Annotated in this window: 27 protein-coding genes and 1 tRNA gene; 20 read left to right on the forward strand and 8 right to left on the reverse strand. The window is 49.4% G+C overall.

Features of this window, described 5'->3' with window-relative positions:
- Positions 1-2: 2 nt before the first annotated feature.
- The 4 genes from IPO96_03050 to IPO96_03065 form a co-directional block, all read right to left on the reverse strand.
- Positions 3-1,571, reverse strand: coding sequence for a prepilin-type N-terminal cleavage/methylation domain-containing protein (locus IPO96_03050; GenBank protein ID QQS64535.1), 1,569 nt, complete (start codon positions 1,569-1,571; stop codon positions 3-5).
- A gap of 86 nt (positions 1,572-1,657) precedes the next feature.
- Entirely contained in the window at positions 1,658-2,182 is a 525-nt protein-coding gene (locus IPO96_03055) for a prepilin-type N-terminal cleavage/methylation domain-containing protein (GenBank protein ID QQS64536.1), read from the reverse strand.
- A gap of 96 nt (positions 2,183-2,278) precedes the next feature.
- Positions 2,279-3,490 carry a type II secretion system F family protein gene (locus IPO96_03060; GenBank protein ID QQS64537.1) on the reverse strand — a complete coding sequence of 404 codons (1,212 nt, stop codon included), beginning with the start codon at positions 3,488-3,490 and terminating at the stop codon, positions 2,279-2,281.
- 1 nt (position 3,491) lies between these two features.
- Entirely contained in the window at positions 3,492-5,264 is a 1,773-nt protein-coding gene (locus IPO96_03065) for a type II/IV secretion system protein (protein QQS64538.1), read from the reverse strand.
- 173 nt (positions 5,265-5,437) lie between these two features.
- On the opposite strand from IPO96_03065, the gene recA reads away from it, so the two are divergent.
- The 4 genes from recA to IPO96_03085 are packed head-to-tail and all read left to right on the forward strand — an operon-like array spanning position 5,438 to position 7,936.
- Positions 5,438-6,460 (forward strand): recombinase RecA, encoded by a 1,023-nt coding sequence (recA, locus tag IPO96_03070; protein QQS64539.1) that lies wholly within the window; start codon positions 5,438-5,440, stop codon positions 6,458-6,460.
- 5 nt (positions 6,461-6,465) lie between these two features.
- A complete protein-coding gene (locus IPO96_03075) occupies positions 6,466-6,906 on the forward strand; it encodes a hypothetical protein (GenBank protein QQS64540.1) in 441 nt (146 codons plus the stop codon).
- On the forward strand, positions 6,903-7,340 hold the full coding sequence (locus IPO96_03080) for a hypothetical protein (GenBank protein ID QQS64541.1): 438 nt from the start codon (positions 6,903-6,905) through the stop codon (positions 7,338-7,340). Before IPO96_03075 ends, IPO96_03080 begins: the two co-directional genes overlap by 4 nt.
- A complete protein-coding gene (locus IPO96_03085) occupies positions 7,337-7,936 on the forward strand; it encodes a RecX family transcriptional regulator (protein QQS64542.1) in 600 nt (199 codons plus the stop codon). The genes IPO96_03080 and IPO96_03085 overlap by 4 nt, the downstream gene beginning before the upstream one ends.
- 4 nt (positions 7,937-7,940) lie before the next feature.
- Here the strand turns inward: IPO96_03085 and IPO96_03090 are convergent, their stop codons facing one another.
- Both IPO96_03090 and IPO96_03095 read right to left on the reverse strand, forming a co-directional pair.
- Positions 7,941-8,246, reverse strand: coding sequence for a hypothetical protein (locus tag IPO96_03090; GenBank protein QQS64543.1), 306 nt, complete (start codon positions 8,244-8,246; stop codon positions 7,941-7,943).
- A 72-nt stretch (positions 8,247-8,318) separates the two neighbouring features.
- On the reverse strand, positions 8,319-8,840 hold the full coding sequence (locus IPO96_03095) for a hypothetical protein (protein QQS64544.1): 522 nt from the start codon (positions 8,838-8,840) through the stop codon (positions 8,319-8,321).
- Between the two features lie 195 nt (positions 8,841-9,035).
- On the opposite strand from IPO96_03095, the gene IPO96_03100 reads away from it, so the two are divergent.
- From IPO96_03100 to IPO96_03140, 9 genes are all read left to right on the forward strand, one after another.
- Positions 9,036-10,583 carry a lamin tail domain-containing protein gene (locus IPO96_03100; GenBank protein QQS64545.1) on the forward strand — a complete coding sequence of 516 codons (1,548 nt, stop codon included), beginning with the start codon at positions 9,036-9,038 and terminating at the stop codon, positions 10,581-10,583.
- The gene (gene tsaE / locus IPO96_03105) at positions 10,498-10,980 is read left to right on the forward strand and encodes a tRNA (adenosine(37)-N6)-threonylcarbamoyltransferase complex ATPase subunit type 1 TsaE (protein QQS64546.1); all 483 of its coding nucleotides are present in this window, start codon (positions 10,498-10,500) and stop codon (positions 10,978-10,980) included. Before IPO96_03100 ends, tsaE begins: the two co-directional genes overlap by 86 nt.
- Complete coding sequence (gene tsaB / locus IPO96_03110; GenBank protein QQS64547.1) at positions 10,977-11,366, forward strand: tRNA (adenosine(37)-N6)-threonylcarbamoyltransferase complex dimerization subunit type 1 TsaB; 390 nt, start codon at positions 10,977-10,979, stop codon at positions 11,364-11,366. Before tsaE ends, tsaB begins: the two co-directional genes overlap by 4 nt.
- A gap of 165 nt (positions 11,367-11,531) precedes the next feature.
- Positions 11,532-13,046 carry a ribonuclease Y gene (gene rny, locus IPO96_03115; protein ID QQS64548.1) on the forward strand — a complete coding sequence of 505 codons (1,515 nt, stop codon included), beginning with the start codon at positions 11,532-11,534 and terminating at the stop codon, positions 13,044-13,046.
- Positions 13,047-13,109: 63 nt separating this feature from the next.
- Positions 13,110-13,262 (forward strand): histidine phosphatase family protein, encoded by a 153-nt coding sequence (locus IPO96_03120; GenBank protein ID QQS64549.1) that lies wholly within the window; start codon positions 13,110-13,112, stop codon positions 13,260-13,262.
- A 14-nt stretch (positions 13,263-13,276) separates the two neighbouring features.
- Positions 13,277-13,645, forward strand: coding sequence for a histidine phosphatase family protein (locus IPO96_03125; GenBank protein ID QQS64550.1), 369 nt, complete (start codon positions 13,277-13,279; stop codon positions 13,643-13,645).
- Positions 13,642-13,965, forward strand: coding sequence for a nucleotide pyrophosphohydrolase (locus IPO96_03130; GenBank protein QQS64551.1), 324 nt, complete (start codon positions 13,642-13,644; stop codon positions 13,963-13,965). The genes IPO96_03125 and IPO96_03130 overlap by 4 nt, the downstream gene beginning before the upstream one ends.
- Positions 13,962-14,573, forward strand: coding sequence for a class IV adenylate cyclase (locus tag IPO96_03135; protein ID QQS64552.1), 612 nt, complete (start codon positions 13,962-13,964; stop codon positions 14,571-14,573). Before IPO96_03130 ends, IPO96_03135 begins: the two co-directional genes overlap by 4 nt.
- Before the next feature lie 283 nt (positions 14,574-14,856).
- Positions 14,857-14,933, forward strand: a tRNA-Pro gene (locus tag IPO96_03140).
- Here the strand turns inward: IPO96_03140 and IPO96_03145 are convergent.
- A complete protein-coding gene (locus tag IPO96_03145) occupies positions 14,899-15,285 on the reverse strand; it encodes a hypothetical protein (GenBank protein QQS64553.1) in 387 nt (128 codons plus the stop codon). The two genes, IPO96_03140 and IPO96_03145, sit on opposite strands and share 35 nt — an antisense overlap.
- An 86-nt stretch (positions 15,286-15,371) precedes the next feature.
- Between IPO96_03145 and IPO96_03150 the strand changes: the two genes are divergently transcribed.
- The 7 genes from IPO96_03150 to IPO96_03180 all read left to right on the forward strand — a co-directional run bounded on the left by IPO96_03150 (position 15,372) and on the right by IPO96_03180 (position 20,349).
- On the forward strand, positions 15,372-15,632 hold the full coding sequence (locus IPO96_03150) for a hypothetical protein (protein QQS64554.1): 261 nt from the start codon (positions 15,372-15,374) through the stop codon (positions 15,630-15,632).
- Entirely contained in the window at positions 15,632-16,489 is an 858-nt protein-coding gene (locus tag IPO96_03155; GenBank protein ID QQS64555.1) for a hypothetical protein, read from the forward strand. The genes IPO96_03150 and IPO96_03155 overlap by 1 nt, the downstream gene beginning before the upstream one ends.
- A 60-nt stretch (positions 16,490-16,549) precedes the next feature.
- Positions 16,550-16,966, forward strand: coding sequence for a hypothetical protein (locus IPO96_03160; protein QQS64556.1), 417 nt, complete (start codon positions 16,550-16,552; stop codon positions 16,964-16,966).
- The gene (locus IPO96_03165) at positions 16,908-17,426 is read left to right on the forward strand and encodes a DUF4365 domain-containing protein (protein ID QQS64557.1); all 519 of its coding nucleotides are present in this window, start codon (positions 16,908-16,910) and stop codon (positions 17,424-17,426) included. The genes IPO96_03160 and IPO96_03165 overlap by 59 nt, the downstream gene beginning before the upstream one ends.
- A gap of 48 nt (positions 17,427-17,474) precedes the next feature.
- Positions 17,475-18,590 carry a hypothetical protein gene (locus IPO96_03170; GenBank protein ID QQS64558.1) on the forward strand — a complete coding sequence of 372 codons (1,116 nt, stop codon included), beginning with the start codon at positions 17,475-17,477 and terminating at the stop codon, positions 18,588-18,590.
- 257 nt (positions 18,591-18,847) lie between these two features.
- On the forward strand, positions 18,848-19,561 hold the full coding sequence (locus IPO96_03175) for a hypothetical protein (GenBank protein QQS64559.1): 714 nt from the start codon (positions 18,848-18,850) through the stop codon (positions 19,559-19,561).
- Positions 19,558-20,349, forward strand: a complete 792-nt coding sequence (locus IPO96_03180; protein QQS64560.1) for a methyltransferase domain-containing protein — start codon at positions 19,558-19,560, stop codon at positions 20,347-20,349. The genes IPO96_03175 and IPO96_03180 overlap by 4 nt, the downstream gene beginning before the upstream one ends.
- A 563-nt stretch (positions 20,350-20,912) precedes the next feature.
- Here the strand turns inward: IPO96_03180 and IPO96_03185 are convergent.
- Positions 20,913-21,197: a hypothetical protein gene (locus IPO96_03185; GenBank protein ID QQS64561.1), complete on the reverse strand. Its 285-nt coding sequence runs from the start codon at positions 21,195-21,197 to the stop codon at positions 20,913-20,915.
- Positions 21,198-21,214: the final 17 nt, after the last annotated feature.

The raw sequence follows: 21,214 nt of genomic DNA on the forward strand, positions 1-21,214 counted from the left end.
ACTCATGGTGTTATGATTGGCCCTCCAATCGTAGCTCCTGCAGGTATTGTTAACGTATTGCCGCCACTGGTTATTACTAATCCCGTGTTGCCGGCAATAACACCGCTAAGATTTGCCGTACACGTAATTGATGTACCTGCAGCAGAGCCAGTGCAGCTAGCCGTATATAAATTTGAACCCTGAGATATCTTTACAGTTGTAGAGCACGATGCCGGATTGCTGCTGCATGGCAGATTTACACCAGTTAGAGTGAAGGCAAAATTATTTAGTACGCCTGAAGACAGGGACTCTGTGGATGGTGTCATATCTGTTAGGCGAGGATAAGAAGAGTTAGTAGAAAAAATTAATCTGACTTTCTGCAAGTATTCATTGCCTCCAAAAGCAAAAGTAGTTGATGGCGGGCTTGAAGAAATGTAAGACGGTATTGTAATTGGGTTCAATACATCAGTGCCAGCGTAGGGCGCTGCTGCTAGCAAGTAGTAGGTTGTGCTACCAATCTTACAGTTTGAAGACCCATTATCTCCACATGCGAAGTAAGGTCCCGGTGCCAAGTCGGTCAATACAAAGTTACCGTTTGAGTCCGTCGTGGGTCTGTTGTCGCTCGGACTGAAATTGTCAAAATAATAACTAGTGTTGGCTGTTGAGGTATACTTTTTGTAACCGCCCTTCACATATACTTTTAAGTTATTAATCGGATTGCCAGCCGTATCGACCGCTTCAGCTAGTAAGCTGTAAGTGCCTTGAGGCAACAGTGTGAGTGTTGATGAAGAAGATTGCTGAGAAATCAACTGTAGATTAGAGTAGATTGGTTGTAAGCTACCAGACGGGGCGATTGTGCTGAGAGTAGAGTAGCCACTAAGGCTAGCGGTAATTTTGTAGTCGTAACCTGATGTATCTGGAGGTAGCCCGTAGAAAATCGCCACACCGTTACTATCTGTCGAATCATTGACGTTAATATTGGGATTAAGACTTGTGTTGGCAACTGCTACATTCACGCCTGAAAGTGGGTTGCCGCTTGCATCAATAACCTTGATAAACATTGCACCAGTGTTGCTAGCTGTTTCGGCAACTCTTGCAGAAATTTTTGTATCAATCTCTGCCAATACCAAGCCTTTAGCAGACTTAACTTTTACATTGGCTGTCTTATAGTCGGCGGCGTTCGTGTCGGTTGCGGGGGCCCCAGCTGGAGCGGGTTGGTTTTGGCAGTAAAGATTTTTTAAGGTCACAGTAGGGTAATAGCCGCAACCGTCAAACGCATCATCTACATAGTTGATGCTCGTAGACGTGGTATAGGTGAAATTATTGATAGTTGTACTAAAGCTTGCGGGTAGTGGGTTTGTGGCCACGATACTGCCACCTACAACTGCCAGTGAGTTGTAGGGTAGTGACTTTAGATACTCTATCTGATTGTTCGCCAACACAGTTGCCTCGGCTTTAAGCCTGGATGTTAGGGCGGATTGCACCATGGTTGCATAAAATAAAAGAACTGATGTTGCCATAGCCGATAGGATAGCGATACTAACTAATACCTCGACAATTGAAAAACCTGCTTTAGTTTTATTTTTCCCCATAATACTTATGTTTAAATTATACGCTTCAATTTCACAAAAAAACACCCCTGATTTACAGAGGTGTTTCGTGTGAAGTTTAACTATATTTAGTTAAGGCTCTTCTTTAGGTAGACGCCGCTATCACCAGTAAGTGCTGCCTCATTACCAATCCGCTTTTCAACGAAAGCCTTGAGTTCGTATTTGGAACAAGAAGTGGGTACTGCCGGAGTACTCGGGGCGGTAGTAGCGGATGAACAGTCATAGGCGTCGTATCTATATTCGCCAGAATTGCCTGGGTTAGTCGTTGAGGCCGCTGCTCCAGTAGAGAATGAGCTAGTAATAACAACATTATCTGCATCTTGGATTGAGCCTTCGTCCATACCGGGTAACAATGTTGTTATCGATGCGATGGTTAGAGCTTCATTGGGGTAGCCACCCTTTTCGTTGTAATATTCTTCGAGCTTACCGTGAATGTTGTTGATGTCCGTTCTGCGTTGAGAGTCGCGAGCCTTGGCTTGTGCACCCTGGAAGTTATTTAGTACTAGTAGTGCAAGGATAGCAATGATAGCAATCACGATCAAAAGTTCGATGATAGTGAAGCCTTGTTTGATGACTTGTTTGGTCTTGAGCATTGGAGCCCACCTCCGTTTTTTACTTATTTAATATCTACAAATCTAACTATATCAAAAAGCTTACGCTTTGCAATAGCTTTTTTGCCTGGACGCGATCTAGATCTGATTGCTTAGATTGCTGATTGGTCCGATAACAGATGCTGCAATAAGCCCCACCATCGCACCCATTACCACAATCATCACAGGCTCAAGTATTGAACTCAGTCCATCTACGGCGGCGTCTACCTCTTCCTCGTAGAAGTCGGCGACTTTCAGCAGGACTGTATCGGTCTGACCAGTTTCTTCTCCAATCGACAGCATTTGCGCCACAATTGGTGGAAAGATTTTGCTATTGGAAAGTGGCTCACTGAACTGTTTACCATTGGCGACTTCTTTGGCAGCCGCCGCCAGCTCATCTTCTAGTACACTGTTGCCTATGGCCTTAGAGGTAATGTCGATGGCGTCCAATACGCTGACACCAGCGCTCATGAGGCTTGCGAAAATTCGCGAGAATCTCGCAACCGCTATCTTGATAATTATTGTCTTGATTGCTGGTGTCTTGAGTAGTATTTGGTCTCTTTTGCGTCTGCCATCTGGTGTTTTTAGGAATCTTCTTAAAAGGTATACACCGACGACAACTACCGTAATGTGTATATACCAAAATTTGGTCAAAAAGTTACTAATATCGAGCATAATTTTTGTCATTGTCGGCAGCTCGCCACCGTTGGTAAGGTCTTTAATGATTTTGCCAATTTTTGGGACTGCTACAGTCATAAGACCGATAAAAACAGCAGTTGTAATTCCAATTAATACCGTAGGGTAGGTCATGGCACTTTTGAATTTAGTCTTTATACGTTCATCTTTTTCCTGCTGCGTAGCAAGTTTTTTCAAGATTTCATCCAAAATCCCTCCAGCTTCACCAGCTGCAACCATATTTATGTATACAGGTGAAAATACGCTTGGGTGTTTGGCTAAAGAATCTGCAAAATTAGTCCCGCTCTCAACATCTTTGCTTACCTCAGAGATGTGAGTTTTGAAAATTTCACTCTCTGTCTGATTCTGCAAAGTAGCAAGGCTTCTGACCAGAGGTACGCCGGCATTTATCATTGTTGCTAATTGTCTAGTAAAAACGGTAATGTCTTTGGACTTAACTTTTTTCTTTGTTAGTGAACTCAAAAAGTTGTTGCCGCCGCCTGCTTTTTTGATCGATACTGGTCTGAGTCCTTGTTTTGCTAGTAGCGCGCCGAGTGCGGCTTCACTAGCAGAATCGGCGGTGCCTTGGCGTTGTTTGCCGTTTTTGTCAACAGCGTTATACGTAAATTTTGGCATTTTATTCCCTCGTTACTCTCAAAATTTCCTCAATGCTTGTCATTCCAAGTAAAGCCTTAATCAGGCCGTCTAACTGCATTGTCAGCATGCCTTCTTTAATCGCTTGGTTCTGGATTTCTTCGCTTGTTGCTGCGCCTACAATCATTTTTTGAACATCAGTCGTGTTTTTCAGTACTTCATAAATGCCCATTCTGCCCTTGTAGCCGGTGTGGTCTTGAGGTAAATTGGTTTTGGGGCGGTATAGCTGTATCTTGGTTGTTTTTGGCTTGCCGAAAGTTTCTTGAGCCGACTGCATTAGTTTAACGATGTTTTCCCAGTCCTGCTTCGACTTTAGCCCGAAGACTCGCTCGATCTCTTTTATCTCAGACTGGCTAGGTTCGTAAGCTTCACAGTCATCGGCAACCAATCGACGGACCAAGCGTTGCCCTATCACAACCCGAACAACACTGGCGATCAAAAACGGTTCAATGCCCATATCAAGAAGACGTGGCAGACAAGTTGCGGCATTGTTAGTGTGAAGTGTGCTGAAAACTAAGTGACCGGTTAGGGCTGCCTGTACGCCTAGGCCCGCTGTTTCTCCATCACGAATCTCACCAACCATGATTATATTTGGGTCTTGACGTAGTAGGGCCCTGAGACCGGCAGCAAAGGTCATGCCTGCGACAGGGTTAACCTGAGTTTGGTTCACTCCTTCAAGCTTGTACTCTACCGGGTCCTCAATTGTGGAGATGTTAACATCCGGTTTGTTGAGGATGTGAAGCACGCTGTGCAAAGTGGTCGATTTGCCTGAGCCCGTTGGTCCGGTAACCAGTATCATGCCGTGTGGCTGACGGCTGGCGTCTTGAATGTCGGCCAGTGCTTTGCCCCAAAAGCCAAGTTTCTCGAGCGACAGCGGCTCGCTGGATTCGTCCAAGATACGCATAACAACTTTCTCGCCTTCGGCAATTGGTAGGGTGCTGACGCGGAAGGCAAAAATTCTGCCGTTCATATTTATCTTGAAGCGTCCGTCTTGCGGTGCGCGGCGTTCATCGATTTTGAGGTTGGCCAATATTTTGACACGGCTGACCAGAGCGCTCATTGTGCGCTTCGGCAATCGATTGGCTTCTCGCAGTACGCCGTCGATACGGTAACGGATTTGCAGATGCTTGTCACGAGGCTCAATGTGTATATCACTGGCGCCGGCTTTGACGGCATACTCGATGATAAGGTTTACGGTCTGTGCGATCGGCGAGTCTTCTGCAACATCTTCGGCTTTGACACCTTCGTCGTCTTCGTCATCATCAGCGCTTGCTCCGGCGTCTGTCATAACTTTGCTGATTTCGCTACCGATATTGCCCCGATACTGGTCGAGAGCGGACAGAATGTTGTTGTGAGTAGCCATGTATATTTCGATGTTTTGGCCAAAGACTTTGTGCAAAATGTCGATTGCTTGGAGATCATCGGGGTCTTCCATCGCCACTTTGCGAGGTGAATCTTTAACGTCTAGGCTACCCTCGAAAACGACCATGTTGTAAAGTTTGGCGATGTTCTCAGGAATCTGCCGGATAACTTCTCGGCTTAATTCTTTGACGTTAATATCGACAAAGGGCACGCCAATTTCCTCGGCATAAATTTTGGTAAGCTCTGAGTCGCTTACTAAGTTTTTCTGTACTACCAGCAGTTGAAGTGGTAGCTTTTCGGCTAAGGCTTCCTCTTCAAGGGCCGCGAAATCTTCGGTTTTGATCTTACCAGCTTTGGTTAGAAGCTGTTTTACGGTTGCATCACTGATTCTCATGACTTGTTGGTTTTAGTCCCACCGCTTATGTTTATCTGCGATTAATAATATCATTTTTTCTGCAAATTCGCGCCTTTTTGTATTGGATTTTGCAGTATTTAATGTGCTCATGCTTGTAGTGCTAGAGCTGGTTGCTATACTGAGATTAAGTAATTTAAAGAGGGAAGTAAATTATGGCTGAAAAGGCTAAAAAAACTATGGGTGATACATCAGAAGAGGGTGGCAAGATCAAGGCATTAGGGCTGGCGATTGATCAGATCGAGAAGTCATTTGGCAAAGGTGCAATTATGAAGCTTGATGGCAGCACCCACGTCAATGTTGAAACAGTCCCAACTGGTGCGTTGTCTTTGGATTTGGCACTTGGGGGAGGCATACCGAAGGGTCGAATCATCGAAATTTACGGGCCGGAGTCCAGCGGTAAAACTACACTCACACTCCATGCTGTGGCTGAGTTTCAGAAACGCGGTGGTGTTGCGGCTTTTGTCGATGCTGAGCATGCCCTTGATCCACAATATGCTGGCCGACTCGGCGTCAATTTGGAGCAGCTACTGGTAAGTCAGCCCGATAGCGGTGAACAGGCTCTTGAGATTGTTGAGACGCTGGTACGCTCGAATGCGGTTGACTTGATCGTGGTTGACTCTGTTGCAGCTCTTGTTCCGCAAGCTGAAATCGAAGGAGACATGGGCGACAGCCACATGGGTCTTCAGGCTCGTTTGATGAGCCAGGCTCTGCGCAAGCTGACGGCGATTATTAGCAAAAGCAAATGCACAGTTATTTTCATCAACCAGCTGCGTATGAAGATTGGGGTGATGTTTGGTAACCCAGAGACTACCACAGGCGGAAATGCTCTCAAGTTCTATGCCTCGGTTCGTCTAGATATTCGCAGAATCTCACAGATCAAGACGGCAGAATCCGTCATCGGTAACCGAGTACGCGTTAAGGTAGTCAAAAACAAGATCGCACCGCCATTCCGTGAAGCCGAGTTCGACATTATGTATAACGAAGGTATTAGTACTGCCGGCGATGTATTAGACCTAGCAACAGCAGCCGAAATCGTCGAAAAAAGCGGTGCTTGGTTTGCTTATAATGGTGAAAAAATTGGTCAAGGCCGCGAAGCGGCCAAGCAATACCTCAAAGAAAATCCAAAAGTCCTCGCCGAACTAGACAAAAAAGTCCGCGAAAAGCATACAGCATAGCCAAAATGAGAGCAGTAAATCATGGGCTAACCGGCGCGGCAATAGCCGTTGTTGCTAGACAGCCAGCTCTAGCAATCCCGCTGGCGTTTGCTAGCCACTTCTTATGCGATGCCATCCCCCATTCAGGCACCGGTGATTTGTCAGTTCGTGATCCGAAGTTTCTCAAAATTCTTTATTTAGATATGGCATTAGCAGTGGTTACTACTCTCATTGTAGCTGCTATTTGGAAACAGTACTGGTGGTCGGTGATTTCTTGTGCTTTTTTAGCAGCCAGCCCAGATTTAATGTGGTTATATTACAGATATTTACACACTGACAAAACTCATGGGGTTCTAGCTAGCTTTCATAAAAAAATCCAATGGTCAGAAACTTTCAGAGGCTATTATTTAGAAGCGGTGTGGTTTGTAGTATTTTTTGGTGGTTTAGTTTATTTTGGTATTAGATGACAGGTTTAAACCACTCTTTAACAGGCAGCCTCATAAGTGTATTTTTGCCTGTGTCTGTAGCAGTTCCAGCAGCGTTTGTTAGCCACTTCGTTCTTGACTCATTGCCTCACTTTGGTGAAATTTTTGAAAAACGAAAACGGCTTTCAAAAACCGTTTGGACCATAGACATCACTCTGAGTGTAGTTTTTAATCTGTTTTTGCTAGTCAATAATCATTGGCTCATCTTGCTATGTTCATTAGTTGCGATGTCGCCGGATTACGCCTGGGTTTATAGATTCACAGTTCAGGAGAAGTTTGGCAAAATGCCGCCTAAGCCCGAAAATAAATTTAATCGATTCCATGTCTCAATTCAAAAATTTGAAAGACGTTGGGGATTGATAATTGAGGTTATTTGGTCTGTGACCGCGTACATTTTATTAAGAAAATACCTATGATAGTTACCAGTCTCAAAGAACAAGTTAAGAACAAGGATAGGGTTAGCGTTTTTGTTGATTCTAAGTACAGCTTTTCATTGACAATATCAGAACTACTCGACACTAAGCTGAAGGTAGGGCAGGAGATAGATGAAGTAAAACTTAAAAGTCTCAAAAAACTTAGCGACGATGGAAAGCTGCGCATGAGAGTGCTTGAGTGGCTGACAATTCGGCCGCATTCGGAGCGCGAGCTAAGAGATTATTTATACCGCAAAAAGGTCGAAAAAGAACAGATTGAGCAGCTAGTTGAATATGTCCAAGCCAAGGGTTATCAAAATGACGAGTATTTTGGGAAGTGGTTTGCCGAAGGTCGCTTGCGCAAAAATAAATCATGGCGAGCTGTTCAGGCTGAGCTAAAGGCTAAGGGCATTTCCCTGGTAACTATACAAAGTATAGCAAGTGAGCTTAATTCGGCTAAAAACGACTCTGAAGCGCTTCAGAAACTGATTGACAAAATGTCAAATAAGTCTCGTTACCAAAATAAGCAAAAATTAATTCAGTATTTAATTTCTAAAGGCTTTAGCTACACAGATATAAAGGATAACCTGAATAGTTAATAGCTTATTCGTATTCTAGGGGCGTAATTGAACGGTGCCATACTTCAAAAGCATCACCGTGAGCCCAGAGCCTTGTCAGTACCGAACCAAATTTTTTAAGATCTTTATGGCTGGGTCGCTGATAGGCCCTCTCAAACGCTAACTGAATAAAATCACCGACAGTTTGTCTGTGCCCACCGTAGGCGCGCTCTAGGTCTTCACAAAAATCAGCGAAACCTACTGCTTCTTGTACAGTTTCTGGCAGCGTATCGTCTGCATTGTTTTGTTGACAGAACCTAACAAACTCACCGATATCTTTTTTTAGCTTCATTATAACTCCTCGGGGTTTATTATCGTCTTGTTACAAACATTTTGCAAGCGTAAGCAATTTATTGTATGGAAACTAAATACTAGCTCGGGCTGGTATGCCAGCGCCTACTTTGTCTAGGGTGTCGCGGACGGTAATTTGGCGGTCAGTAATGTTTAAGATCTGGCTGCGGCCAATAACTTTGTCACTGGCTGCAAAACCTTTAATACCTCTCGGGGTGACGTAAAGTTTTTGGATCATCATGCTGTCTTTGTCAAAGCTAAAGTCACTAACCTTGCCTAGAACCTGCCTTGACTCTGTCACGACGTTTTTCTTGAGGAGTTGAAAATTGATTTTTAAGGTCTTTTGCATCCGTACAAGATCTTCGGCTGGCGTCATGGCGGTGTGGTCATTGACGGCCAAGCCAAGCTGGCTGAACTCTCGTACTTGGCTTTCTGGAAGGACCAACTCCTCGCCGCTAAATCGGTCGACAGCATACCAACCCTCAATTTTGAGGTTATTGGGGTTAATAATTGGTGCCCTCGCGGTGCCGACTACCTGGCCGTTTCTAAGCGAGAGAATCTCACGCCTGAACAATAATTGCGATAAAAACAGCATAACCTCATTATACAAGCTCACCAACCCGCCCACCATCATCAAGTTCAATGACGACATAAAAACCACTATCGTGGTTTTTATGTCGTATTTAAGATGTGAAATTGAGGTATGAGCATTGTGATTATGGTTAAAAATGTATAGTTGTGCAAAAAACAATTTTATAATTTACTCTTTAAGAATATATTTTAACTTAGGATGATGTTTCGGAGGGTAATTACTGGAATTTTCGTACTTGGGCTGGCGGTAACACCGCTGGCTGCTGTGGCTGTGGATCTTGAGCCTAGCGCGACAAAGCAGTTGCTGATAACAGAGTTACAAACTACAGGCAAAAACGATGACGGCAGCAGTGCTGCCACCAAGGAATTCATCGAACTTTATAATACTTCCGAGGTGGGCTTGGATCTTAGCTCAATACGCCTACAATCTCTTTCGGCTACAGGCTCTACGTGGTTGTTTCTGAACCCCACCTTACCCGTGACTGGTTGGCTCGCGCCCCAAGACCACTTACTGCTTGCAACCACAGATTACTTAGCAGAAGAAGCCGACTTTTTTTACTCGGCAAAGCTTGCTGAAGTTGGCGGGCATGTCCGTGTTGTTAGAGTAAATCCTGATGACGCAACTGTGGTTCTTGAAGTTTTGGATACTCTAGGATGGGGGACGGCCTTGCAGCCCGAGACGGTGGCGGCCGCCAAGCACATCGCCGGTCAGAGCCTTCAAAGACAAATAGATGAAATAGGGAAGTATGTTGATACCGACAATAACCAGTCAGACTTTCTTTCGACAATCACACCAGACCCCCAAAGCAGAAAGCTGGAATACACACCACCAGTTGACGATGAAGATCCGCCAGTTGATGACGGCAGTGGTAGCGGTGATACGGACGGCGACACCGGTAGTGACTCAGGCGATGGTGATGACGCTGGTGAGACAGGAAATGGCGGCGGTACAGAGAATGATGGAGGCAGCACAGATAACAGCGGAGAGACAGGTGGTGGCTCTGGCGGTACCGGCGGAACTCCTGCTCCAAGTCCAAAATCCCTAAAACCTCTTCTTCTAAGTGAACTTTTGCCTAATCCAGCCAGTCCGCAAAATGACAGTAGTGACGAATATGTCGAAATATATAATCCAAATGATGAAGCAGTTAAGTTGGACGGTTGGTATATCGAAACCGGCAAAAGCTTTTCCTACCGAGTTTATCTAGACGGCAAAACCATCGGTGCCGGTGGCTATCTGACCATAACTTCCGGAGAGACGAGTTTGACTTTGTCAAACACGGCTGGCGCGGCGCGGTTGGTTGACGATGGTGGCGTAACAATCAGTGAAGCCGATCTTTATGAGGAGGCCAAGCCTGGCGAAGCTTGGGCCGAAATTAATGGGGTATGGCAGTGGACGACTACGGCAACACCACTGCTGCCTAATGTTCTGACGTCAAGAGTCGAGCTCGTGTCTGCACCTAAAGTAGCCGCCAAGAAAACCGCCGCAAAAAAGGCTACTACTTCGTCTGCTAAAACTGCATCGGCTAAAACAACTTCCAAAAAGACAACTACTTCGCCCGGGCGACAGATATTTCAGGCACCTTCAGAAGACGGACAAGTTTTGCCGGTTAATCCGGTCGTGCTTGCCACCGTCGGTGCTAGCGCGCTAGTCTATATGGTGTATGAATATCGACAAGACTTTCGTAATCGTATCCAAAAGCTCCGACGATACCGAGAACTTCGCCGAGCAGCTCGGTCGCAAGCTTAAGGGTGGCGAGACGATTGAACTCATTAGTGATTTAGGCGGAGGAAAAACTACTTTTGTGCGCGGTTTGGCGCGCGGGGCGAGAAGTAGCGATATAGTTGCAAGCCCGACTTTTGTTATTGAGAAGCAGTATGTTTGCCCAAAATTTTTGATTCAGCACTTTGACCTTTATCGTTTAGGTGGCGATGAAAGGCTAATTCAGCAGACATTGCATGAGTCAATTGAAGAAGGTAGTGTGGTGGTGGTTGAATGGGCGAGCCAGGTGCCAGGGGCATTAGAAGTAAGTAGGTTGAAAGTGGAGCTTCGGCGTACGCCAGACTCTGAAGACTCTCGAGAGATACTCTGCACTTTCCCCGGGGGCTTGGCATATTTATTTGAAGGGTTTTTAGCAGTAAGATGATTTTAGGCATTAGGACTGACAAGCCAGAATCGGAACTTTGGTTGGCGGATGCAGCGGGCAAGTTGGTTGAAGTTTATAAGTGGCAAGCTCACCGTCAACTGGCTGAGACAATACATCTTGAGATGCGAAATCTATTGAGTAGGCACGAAAGTGATCTTCAAAGTTTGACTGGCATTGTTGGCTTTTTGGGGCCTGGTTCATTTACTGGGCTGAGGATAGGCTTGAGTGTCGCGAATGCGCTAGCTTACGGCTTAGGAATCCCGATTGCTGGCCGCGAAGATGATCACTGGTTTGAAAAAGGCGTAGTGGATCTAGGGAATGAGCCTCGTGAGCCGCTGACCCCTAATTACGGGGCGCCTGTTCACATTACGGAGCAAAAAAAGTGATTGTCGGATTTAGCCGGCTAACGATATAATGTATTTAAGATTTCGGAGTTTTGAGATCTTATACTGATTATTTAAATTAATTTTTGATTTCCTACCGTTATCTCTTAGCTAATGAAGTGATAGTGATGCTCTGTGGAAATAGGTAGTAGATAGAAAGGGACTATTATGGGTCCAGAAGTTATTATCGCAGCTGTTGTGGCTGCTATTGCGGGCTATGGTGCAAGCACTGTTTCAAGCAAAAAAAAGCTAGGTAACGTCGAAGAAGAAGCGGCAAAGCAGGCCGACAAAGCCAAGAAAGAAGCTGCAAAAGTTATCGCTGACGCAAAAGAAAAGGCGGCAGAGCTAGCTGACGAAGCACGCAGAGAAGACCAGAAAAGACGAAACGAAACAAAAGAGATAGAAAAGCGTTTATTAGCCCGAGAAGAGTCTCTAGACAAAAAACTAGACGAAATCGATAAACGAAGCGAGAAGCTTCGAACCTCTGAAACAGAGGTAGAAGAGCTAAAAAACGAGATTCGTGACATTCGCGTTAAGCAGCAAGAAAAACTCGAGAAGATTGCTGGTCTCAAAAAGACAGAAGCAGCCGAGAAGCTAATGCAGATGACCGAGCGTGACATAAAGCACGATCTCGAGGGGTTGGTTGCTAAGCTGCAAAACGAAGCCAAAGATAATGCCGAAGAACTAGCTACGACAGTTATTGTTCAGGCCATGGAGAGAATGGCAAGTGAGGTTACAGCCGAGCGCACAGTCACAGCGCTCAAGCTTGAAGACGAGGAAATGAAAGGCCGCATTATCGGTAAAGAGGGTCGTAACATTCAGGCGCTTCAGCGCGCTACTGGCGTTGACATTATGGTTGACGACACTCCAGGCATGATTATTCTTTCTAGCTTTGATCCAGTCAGGCGAGAAGTTGCTCGCAAAACCATGGAAATGTTGATGAAGGACGGTCGTATTCACCCAGGTAGGATCGAAGAAATCGTCGACAAAGCCCAAAAAGAAGTCCAAAAGGAAATCACACGCGCCGGTGAAGACGCTGCTCGAGAAGTAGGTATCATTGGTATTCCTAAGGAGGTGTTGCAGCTTCTTGGTGAGCTGAAGTTCCGTACTAGCTACGGCCAGAACGTGCTTAAGCACTCTACCGAAATGGCGCACATGGCTGGGATCTTGGCCGAGCAGCTTGGCGCTAACGTCAAGACAGCTAAGTATGCAGCTCTTATCCATGACATGGGCAAGGCTCTCACTCACAAAATGGAAGGCAAACACCACCACATTAGTGGTGAAATGGCTCGTAAATACGGCGTGCCAGAAGAAGTTGCGCAAGCAGCCGAGCAACATCACGATGACGTTGAGGCCACAAGTGTCGAAGCTGTAATTATTCGAGTAGTCGACGCGATTAGTGCTTCCCGCCCTGGTGCAAGGAACATCAGTGCCGAAAACTTCGCTGAGCGCATGCGGGATCTTGAAAATACAGCGCTCACTTTTGAAGGTATCGACAAAGCCTATGCCATTAGCGCTGGCCGTGAAGTACGAGTTTTTGTTAAGCCAACCGCGATTGATGATCTTGGAGCAATCAAATTGGCCCGAGATATTGCTACAAAAATTGAGAGTACCATGCAGTATCCTGGTACGATCAAGGTGAATGTCATTCGTGAAACCCGTGCCATAGAGTTCGCCAAGTAGCAGGCTGTAGATATCTGACGGCACACTACTTGATCCACCAAGTAATTTTAACTACAAATCTAGATGAAAAAAATATATTTCATGAGGCATGGGCAAAGTGAAGCAAATGCGGCCAAACTTGTAGCGGGCGGTGGACTGGATAGTCCTTTGACCAGACTAGGAATGGAGCAAGCGGCCAAAGTCGGCCGGCAACTGAAAGACAAAAAATACAGCTGATAGTCAGCTCGCCGATGAAGCGAGCCTACCATAGTGCAGTGGTTCTGGCTAATGAACTGGGCTATCCCGCAGATAAGATAGTTTTGAGTGATTTTTTCAGAGAGAGGCACTTGGGCGATCTGACGGGAAAGCCTCATGACGAGGTTCAGCTCTACTTTGATATAAATGCCACACCACCCGGTGGTGAAAGTACTGAGCAGGTTTATGCGAGAATTATTGAGGGCTTATCATGGCTAAAGACTCTTGAGGCCGATAGGATTTTGGTTGTTAGCCACGGTGGACCGGGTCGAATGCTGCGAGCAATTTATCGTGACGAGCAACATCGGACAATTAATTCATTAGCATCGATCGGCAACGCCGAGTTGCTGGAGGTAGACTTGTGAGCGATTCGCTCAATAGTTTACAGAAGCGCATAGATGACATTCTCCAACAGTACGAGAAGCCTTATTGGGGTCCATTAAGCAATGTCGCGCGACTAGCCGAGGAAGTTGGCGAAGTGGCACGAGTCATTAACCACCGATATGGTGATAAGCCAAAGAAGTCTAACGAGAAAGCCGATGACCTTGAAGACGAACTTGCCGATGTGCTGTGGACGGTTATTTGCCTTGCTAACCAAGAAGGAATAGATCTTGATCATGGCATTCAGAGGTCCATAGACAAATTGCTTATTAGAGACAAGGAGAGGTTTAAGAAGAAGTTATGAATTACGAAATAGAAGCTAAGTTTTTGAATATCAACATCGAAGAGATTAGAACAAAGCTTACACAGGCTGGAGGTAGTTGCCTAAAGCCTATGCGTTTGATGCGACGGGCGATGTTCGACTATCCTGACGGAAGATTTCAAAAAAGTGTCAAAAACAAAGAACAGTTTTCGGAACGCCTAAGAGTTCGCGATGAAGGCGACAAAGTCACGATCACTTACAAAAAATCTAACCGTACAAATTATGCTCACGAACTCGAAACGACCGTTGGAGATTACGATGCAATGATAGAGCTACTTTTGGCGGTTGGGTTTAAAGTATTCAGTTATCAAGAATCTAGGCGAGAGACCTGGCAGCTGGGTCAAGTAGAGGTCGTTATCGATGAATGGCTATGGCTGCCAAGTTACATCGAAATCGAAGCCGAAAGCGAAGAATTAGTTAAAGATGCAGCAGCTAGACTGGCACTTGATTGGGCCGATGCAAAATTCGGCAGTGTCGACACAGCCTACAGGGAAAAATACAAAAAGATGAAACCAGGGGAGAGTGTAGGCGAGCTGGCCGAAGTTTGTTTTGACGCACCACTACCCCAATTCTTCATCGATAGGCAGTAACTTTTTCCGTAGATGCCAGCATTTGTGTTGGCTGTAATTTTTAAGTATAATTATCTCTGTTATATTCGGGAGTGGCGCTAGTAAGGCAAGCGCGGGCGGTTTGAGTGAGAAGTGCCAGTGGCTCCGCCAGCTGGCGGATTGCAAGGCCGGAAACAGATTTTGAACCTGTTCAAAGTATGTTGAAGCGGGGCCGAGGCATGGCTGGCCATAGGCTACCGTGATCGTGATCGTGGTCGTAAAGTCGCAAGTCGTGTAACGAACTTTTTAGTTATAATGTATTTATCGGGGAGTGGCGCAGTTTGGTAGCGCGGGCGGTTTGGGACCGTCAGGTCGCAGGTTCAAATCCTGTCTCCCCGACCAGAGAAGTCTTACTCAAACTCCCGGCTTGCCCGTCCTCACTGGACGGCAAGCCGGGAGTTTCTGTTTCCGGGGCTTCGTGCCTCATTCGCCGACGGCAGTCCTCGCGGCCGAGCCGTCTCGCTTCACGTTCCATGTGCACGATCTGCCGGAACGGCTCGTTGATGTCGTCGGCCACGACCTGATGGCGGTGGATGTAGATCTTGTTGAATACTGCCTGGTTGAGCTGGCGTCGCCCTGAGTCCGTCAGCTTCCCGTATAGCCCTGATGGCTTGGCGAGCAGGTCGAGGATGAAGTTGATCAGCTCTGCTCCTACTTGGATGTCGGAGTTCAGTCCGGCAAGCTCGTCTCGCAAGCGCTGGCGGTGCGCGGCTGCTCGGTGATCAGCTCGATCGGCACTGCCGGTCCGACCACGTGATGGAGGCTCAGTAGTCGGTTGGCTTGCCGCTCGGCGATCTGAAGCGCCTCTCCCAGGGTCAGGACGCGGGAGGGCATCAGCGAACGCAGCTGCTTCAGCGTGCTCTCCGTCGTGCCGTGGCGGGCAACTTCGCTGTTGGTTGGGTGGTTGATGCAGACAGCGCTCGTCAGGCGCAACGCCGAGCCGATGATAGATACCAAGAGGCTGGCAACACGGCAGTTGGTGGACTGAGTGACATCGAGATGCGGATTGGCCAGCTGCAGGACTTCGAGAGAGCCGGCTGATGGCGACCCACGAGAGCATTGATCGTCTGAGTTACGAAACACGGCATTTGGCCGACGTGGTCGCCCAGTCCGCAGGGCTGTGGCGTGATCAAGCGTCGGAGCACATCCACAAGCGGTATCTCCGGCCTCATGCGTCCGCCGCTGCGGGGATTCTCGAAGGCCTGGCCGAGCAGGATGAGCACGACAGTGCCGCAAGCAACCATGCCGAGGAGGCATACGGCTACCAGCAACAGGCGTTTGCCGTTGTCGAGGTCGTCAACGCTGAAGTCGACCGGGCGAAGCGTCACGAGCAATCTGCCCACAGCTTCCTAGACCAGACTCTCCGGCACGAGCAGACCGTCGGACAGATCGAAACCAAGTTTCGATCACTCATCGACCAGGCGAACCATTCATGCAACGGGTGCCCTGGGCATGCCGGGCAAGTTGCGCCGAGTGTCGTCCTGCCTCGACGGGTCGATCAGCTTGCGTCGGTCCCGACCCCTCAATCGAGCGCTTCAGCCGAAGCCGACTTTGCGCGTGCGACCGGACGTAACTATGGAGCAGCAGCAGAGCTCACGGTTGGTGGGCGCAAGTTTGTTCGAACATCAGACGAGGCTGGCCCCTCAGTGGGCTCCTTACATCCTGCTATGCAGGAGGTGCTGGATCGAGTGCCCGAAGGTCAGCAGTCTAAAACACATGGAAAGTGTGCCGAGATATGGGCTATCAGTGACGCGCTCCACGAGGGTATTGACCCCAGCGGAGGGTCGATCCATGCCACTCAGATTGGCGACCGTGGAAGGCTTAAGCATGGGGACACCAAAGGCAACTGCTCATCTTGCAGCTGGGTCCGCAAGGAATTTGGAATTGCGCACGCCTGATGTGTGGTAGAATTGATTCAAACTATGATTGACTATGACAGACTCTATAACGCGGCGCTAATGGCCGGCGAGGCGGAATCAGAAGCTGTGTATCAACGGCTCATGCAGATTGCAACGAGAACCTTTGGGCCGCTTTCTGGAGAACTTCCAGTCGAGCTCCGACCCCACTTCGCAGACGCCAGGGCTTGCTGGTTAATGGGTGAGCCGATTGATCTAGAACCTGCAAGGATTCACTGTTGGCAATATCTGAAGGACCATGGCATAACCTACGACAACTTCAGAGAGAACCGTCTCACCGGAATAATACGAATCCTCATCTGCCTGCTGTACAGCTATGAAGCAAGCCTAGCAACGACTCCTGCAGGTATAGGCGAAGCATCTGACAATATTGCTTGGTTCTTCAACGAGCTGGGTGACAATGCGATTCAATTGGCTCTACCTCCAAACACCACTGCCGACTCGCCCGGTGCGGGCTGACGACTCTTCGATGCTCTCATTAGATTCTTCGTTCTCTCGAGACGGGATGAATTCAAACTGGATCGGATCATTCGGCGAGCAGTGGTTTGGAACGATGTGTATCGCGTCTCGCTGCATTCATTCGAAACCTAATCAGGACACGGCAGGTTTTGACTTTCTGGTCACAGACCAGCAGAGCGAGACGATCCGAGTTCAAGTCAAAGCGACCGAACAGCCACAATGGCGTGACGGAAGCTTGGCCTTCGACCTTGACGTCGCCACATACGACAAGCTCAGACAAGGCACAACCCCCGGATTTCTGGTGGTTGTCGTCCTGCACCGCAGGCTCGAGGTGATCGCGCGTCACTTCGGCCGTGGGTTGTCGTGCGCGCCTCAGGATACTGGCTTCGGTTGGGTGGTCTACCGCCGACGAACAACGCCTCCACGATCACTGTGCGACTCCCCTCTGGCAACATGCTGACGCAAGATCAGGTGCCGTTGCTGTTTCCTGCCGAAGGGGGTGTGCAAAGTGAGCGAGGATGATGTCCTTGTAAGTCCCAAGTCTTTGACCAGCTACTTCTTACGCACACCGGATTGGAGCGTGGCCGTCACGAACGATCGACGCACCATCTTTGAGCATGTGAGTGGTCAGCGCGCCTTTGTGCCGGGATCGGTAGAGGTGGATTATGCCGAACTTGTTGCCGCGGCCGTCGTCAGCATCGCGGCAGCGGAGAGCCGAGACGAGCAGGATGTGTGGAGCTCGCTGCTCTGGCAGCGTCGTGATCATCTCCAGGTTCGTCGCCTCACCGCGGATGCGTCGGTATCGCTAGCAACCGGCTTGGAGATGCACGAGGCTTTGCAAGACCTCATCATTGCTGCGACTAGGTCGTCGATTGCTCCGAACGCACATCATCGCGGCCGTCGGCCGGCAGCCGTCGATCGATACGTGGAGCAGGTTCGACTCATCCCGTCATTGCCGGGAAGTTTCGTAGTCCGAGCACTTCTTCCGGTTGAACCGCTGTCGGACGACCCACAGCTGGAATTGGAGGGCTCGGCTATCGCGGTTCCGGAACACAGAGCAGTATCGGACCTTCTGATGAAGGCAACGCGAGTGGCGGTGGCGACGGCGTCGGCAATCTCAGGCGGAGGAGAGCTCAATTCGTGGGACGCCGCCGTACCCCAAGGCGTGAGCTCAAATCTCTGTGATGCGTTGGCGCGGCTCACTGGCGGCGGCAGCGAGGCCATGACCACTGAACTCAGTGTCGGCAGGGCCTGGCAGTCGGGCGTCTCGGATTCCGACATGGTCAGTATCCCCGCCGGGGCATCGCCGGGCCTGGAGGTTGGCGGTGTGTACTTGCGCTCTCAGTCGGAGCAGCTGGAGATCAGAGCTACCGGCCTAGTCGTCAAGCTTCATCGAGAGAATCAACTTGGTGCGGGTGAGGTAACGATCCGTGGTGTGATTGAGGGGGCAGACGACTCCGGACGTTCACGTACTGTCAAGGTTCCACTCGACGAGTTGAGCTACAACGAGGCAGTCCTTGCACATAGGGCCGGTCGCCCAGTCACCGCACGGCTCCAGGTTGTGCCCGGTCCGTCAGGACTTGTCGTTCAGCACGTGCGAAACTGGCGGGTGATCGATGACTGATATGCGTAGCGACGGGATGCCCTCAGCCGAGCGCTCGTTCGGCTTCAGTTCGTGGTCGATGGTCTGTTGCCCGGGATCGGACGGCAGGTACGCGAATCGACTGGACTGCCGCACCGGGCACAGCTCAGCCGGTCAACGATCTATATTCGCTACGGGCACTAGGCCGTGGCTCTGGGGAATCAAAAATGAAAACCAAACTTGTTCGGCAACTGGTGACGTCTGTTGCTTCGTGGGCGACGTTGCTCGGCTTCGCCCTGGTGTTCAAAGACCCGGCAAGGTCGTTTTCAATTGGTTGGGTTCTATTGATTGCCTTGAGTGTTGCAGCCCTGTCGGTGAACCTTCTTTACGATGTTAAAGAATATCGAGCCAATCGCTCGCGGATTTTTAAAGAAGATAAGAACGATAAGTCCAAAAAAGATCGCGAAATCCAGCGCTACATGATTGCCTGGATCAAGTCGGGTGGAAGAACAACGATTCTTACGCGTGACATGTCCTGGCTAAACGAAGAGGCGCGAGATGAGCTAACCAAAAAGGCCAAGACTGGAGATTTGACCATCCTTGCCCAGGAGCCTGGTGAGGGGGACATACAGGAGCTTGCGAGACAGGGTGCCCAGGTATACTATTATGGTATGAAAGGCTTTGTTCCTCAGTCGCGGTTCACGATAATCAACGATTCCAAGTTGGGTGCGTGTGTTTTGATCGGACGTCCAGACAACCAGAACCACGTGATCGAAAAGTACTCAGATCCGATGTCGCCCGTCATTTCGCTGGCAAAGGACCTCGCCGGGTATGTCAAGAAGTCGCAGAAAAAGCCAAAGAAGAAGTCTCTGCGGCTTACTAAAGATAGCGGGTCAACGGGAGATGTTCGACACGTGAGTGGCAACGGGATGCCGGAGCCGCTCGATAGCGCCGCCTGTGAAGCATCCGAGCTAACTCAACCCACCTCCGACACCCCAGCGAGCGAACAATGATCGACCTGGCGGGTGATACACGACCTATACGTATGCGGCCGGTTCGGCCTCCCACGCGAGCCGAAGTCTGCGCTCGTTGGGACCTTATTGCCGAGGAACGTGACGGTCAGATCAGAAGTGGCGTAGATATCAGTATGCGACACGTGATTATCCCTGGGGTCGTTGGGTTGATAAGGAGCGCCCAGCTGGGGAGGCAGACCCGGGTACTCGATGTGGGTTGCGGGAGCGGTTACTTGACCGAACGTCTCGCTCGGAGGTTTGACACAGTGCTTGGAATAGACCCGTCAGCGCTGTCGATCGAGCTGGCACGTGCTCAACCTACGAGAGCGAGCTATATTCAGAGATGGGTTGAGGAAATGTCCGATGACCAACAGTTTGATCTGGTCGTGGCTAATATGGTTTTCATGGATACCCCAGACCTGGAGTCTACTGTTTCTGCTATTGATCGGTTGGTTGTTCCAGGCGGAACCGTAGTGATCAGCGTCCTGCATCCATGCCATTGGCCATATTACTGGGGCTACGCCTATGAAGATTGGTTCGAATACCCAAAGGAAGTTGCCATCGAAGCCACTTTCAGAATTACGAAGGCCATTAGTGAAGTGGAGACCTTTCATTTCCATCGCCCATTGGAAAGATATTCGGACGTTCTATGCAATCGGGGATTCCTCATAGAAAGATTCGTTGAGCTAATGCCTTCGGCCAAAGTTGCACGGCAATACGGTACGACTCCGGCTCGCTTTCCTCGATTTCTCGCGGTTCTGGCAAGCAAACCTGAATTACGCGACTGACAGAGGCAATTCTGTCCGGGTCGAAGCTGATCAGTGGTGGCAGATTTGGTCGATGGAGCGTTGCGGGTATGCATGCGCTCGGCGTGGGGGCGGTCCGGACCCCTTTGCCGCCGCCAGGCGCATGCTGGGCCCCCCCATGGAACAACTTCACACGCATTTCCACGCCGGGCCGTAGAAACCGGGGCGAACGCCGGTTCTCATCTCGGCTCGTCTCTTCGCTGAGGGTTGAGCGGTGACGCCGACCAGGTTCTCGACCTGTTCGGCATAGAGCACGAGCCCGCAATCGGGCACAGTCCCGTGGTAGCGACGTTCAACCCCGTGGGCTTGCACGATCGCAGACATGCGGTCACGGCTGATGCCTACGGAAGCGGCCGTCATCGGAACTTTGGAGGGACTTCGGATTTCACGGTGGAGTGAGCGTGCCGAGCAGGGCCCAGTTGGGGCGTCCGGCGTAGAGCAGTGACCGGATGCGGTAGTGCTCGAAGTTCCGGATCCCGAATGCGGCTCTACGCGGCCAACGCTGGGTTGCGGCCTCTGATTCTGTAGGTGGGGACGGTAGTCCATTAGCCCCACAACGTGATGTCTTCGAAGAACGACTTGAGCGCCGACACGGTCCCGTGCTGGCGGGCGATCGACACCGGTCGCCCGTGGGCGCGTCGTCCTCGTGATGGTCGGGTGTGGTTCCAGGCCAGGAACTCCTCGATCATCTGCCGGTCGAGCTGGTCGAGGCCGGCGGTGTTGGGGTGGTGGTCGTGGAGCCACATGGCGAACAGCTCGAAGCTGTCGCAGCGGTCCTCGATCGTGGATGGTCGCAGCGTGGTCGAGCAGGCTTGGAGGTAGCGGTTCATTGAACGTGACCCGGAAT

It is taken from the genome of Candidatus Saccharibacteria bacterium, assembly GCA_016700315.1.
Taxonomy (GTDB): Bacteria; Patescibacteriota; Saccharimonadia; order Saccharimonadales; family SZUA-47.

Excerpts from the sequence above, each read along its gene's own strand:
- IPO96_03050 (QQS64535.1), bottom strand. The coding sequence starts at position 1,571 with ATGGGGAAAAATAAAACTAAAGCAGGTTTTTCAATTGTCGAGGTATTA.
- IPO96_03055 (QQS64536.1), bottom strand. The coding sequence starts at position 2,182 with ATGCTCAAGACCAAACAAGTCATCAAACAAGGCTTCACTATCATCGAA.
- IPO96_03060 (QQS64537.1), bottom strand. The coding sequence starts at position 3,490 with ATGCCAAAATTTACGTATAACGCTGTTGACAAAAACGGCAAACAACGC.
- IPO96_03065 (QQS64538.1), bottom strand. The coding sequence starts at position 5,264 with ATGAGAATCAGTGATGCAACCGTAAAACAGCTTCTAACCAAAGCTGGT.
- recA (QQS64539.1), top strand. The coding sequence starts at position 5,438 with ATGGCTGAAAAGGCTAAAAAAACTATGGGTGATACATCAGAAGAGGGT.
- IPO96_03075 (QQS64540.1), top strand. The coding sequence starts at position 6,466 with ATGAGAGCAGTAAATCATGGGCTAACCGGCGCGGCAATAGCCGTTGTT.
- IPO96_03080 (QQS64541.1), top strand. The coding sequence starts at position 6,903 with ATGACAGGTTTAAACCACTCTTTAACAGGCAGCCTCATAAGTGTATTT.
- IPO96_03085 (QQS64542.1), top strand. The coding sequence starts at position 7,337 with ATGATAGTTACCAGTCTCAAAGAACAAGTTAAGAACAAGGATAGGGTT.
- IPO96_03090 (QQS64543.1), bottom strand. The coding sequence starts at position 8,246 with ATGAAGCTAAAAAAAGATATCGGTGAGTTTGTTAGGTTCTGTCAACAA.
- IPO96_03095 (QQS64544.1), bottom strand. The coding sequence starts at position 8,840 with ATGCTGTTTTTATCGCAATTATTGTTCAGGCGTGAGATTCTCTCGCTT.
- IPO96_03100 (QQS64545.1), top strand. The coding sequence starts at position 9,036 with ATGATGTTTCGGAGGGTAATTACTGGAATTTTCGTACTTGGGCTGGCG.
- tsaE (QQS64546.1), top strand. The coding sequence starts at position 10,498 with ATGAATATCGACAAGACTTTCGTAATCGTATCCAAAAGCTCCGACGAT.
- tsaB (QQS64547.1), top strand. The coding sequence starts at position 10,977 with ATGATTTTAGGCATTAGGACTGACAAGCCAGAATCGGAACTTTGGTTG.
- rny (QQS64548.1), top strand. The coding sequence starts at position 11,532 with ATGGGTCCAGAAGTTATTATCGCAGCTGTTGTGGCTGCTATTGCGGGC.
- IPO96_03120 (QQS64549.1), top strand. The coding sequence starts at position 13,110 with ATGAAAAAAATATATTTCATGAGGCATGGGCAAAGTGAAGCAAATGCG.
- IPO96_03125 (QQS64550.1), top strand. The coding sequence starts at position 13,277 with ATGAAGCGAGCCTACCATAGTGCAGTGGTTCTGGCTAATGAACTGGGC.
- IPO96_03135 (QQS64552.1), top strand. The coding sequence starts at position 13,962 with ATGAATTACGAAATAGAAGCTAAGTTTTTGAATATCAACATCGAAGAG.
- IPO96_03155 (QQS64555.1), top strand. The coding sequence starts at position 15,632 with ATGGCGACCCACGAGAGCATTGATCGTCTGAGTTACGAAACACGGCAT.
- IPO96_03160 (QQS64556.1), top strand. The coding sequence starts at position 16,550 with ATGGCCGGCGAGGCGGAATCAGAAGCTGTGTATCAACGGCTCATGCAG.
- IPO96_03165 (QQS64557.1), top strand. The coding sequence starts at position 16,908 with ATGCGATTCAATTGGCTCTACCTCCAAACACCACTGCCGACTCGCCCG.
- IPO96_03180 (QQS64560.1), top strand. The coding sequence starts at position 19,558 with ATGATCGACCTGGCGGGTGATACACGACCTATACGTATGCGGCCGGTT.
- IPO96_03185 (QQS64561.1), bottom strand. The coding sequence starts at position 21,197 with ATGAACCGCTACCTCCAAGCCTGCTCGACCACGCTGCGACCATCCACG.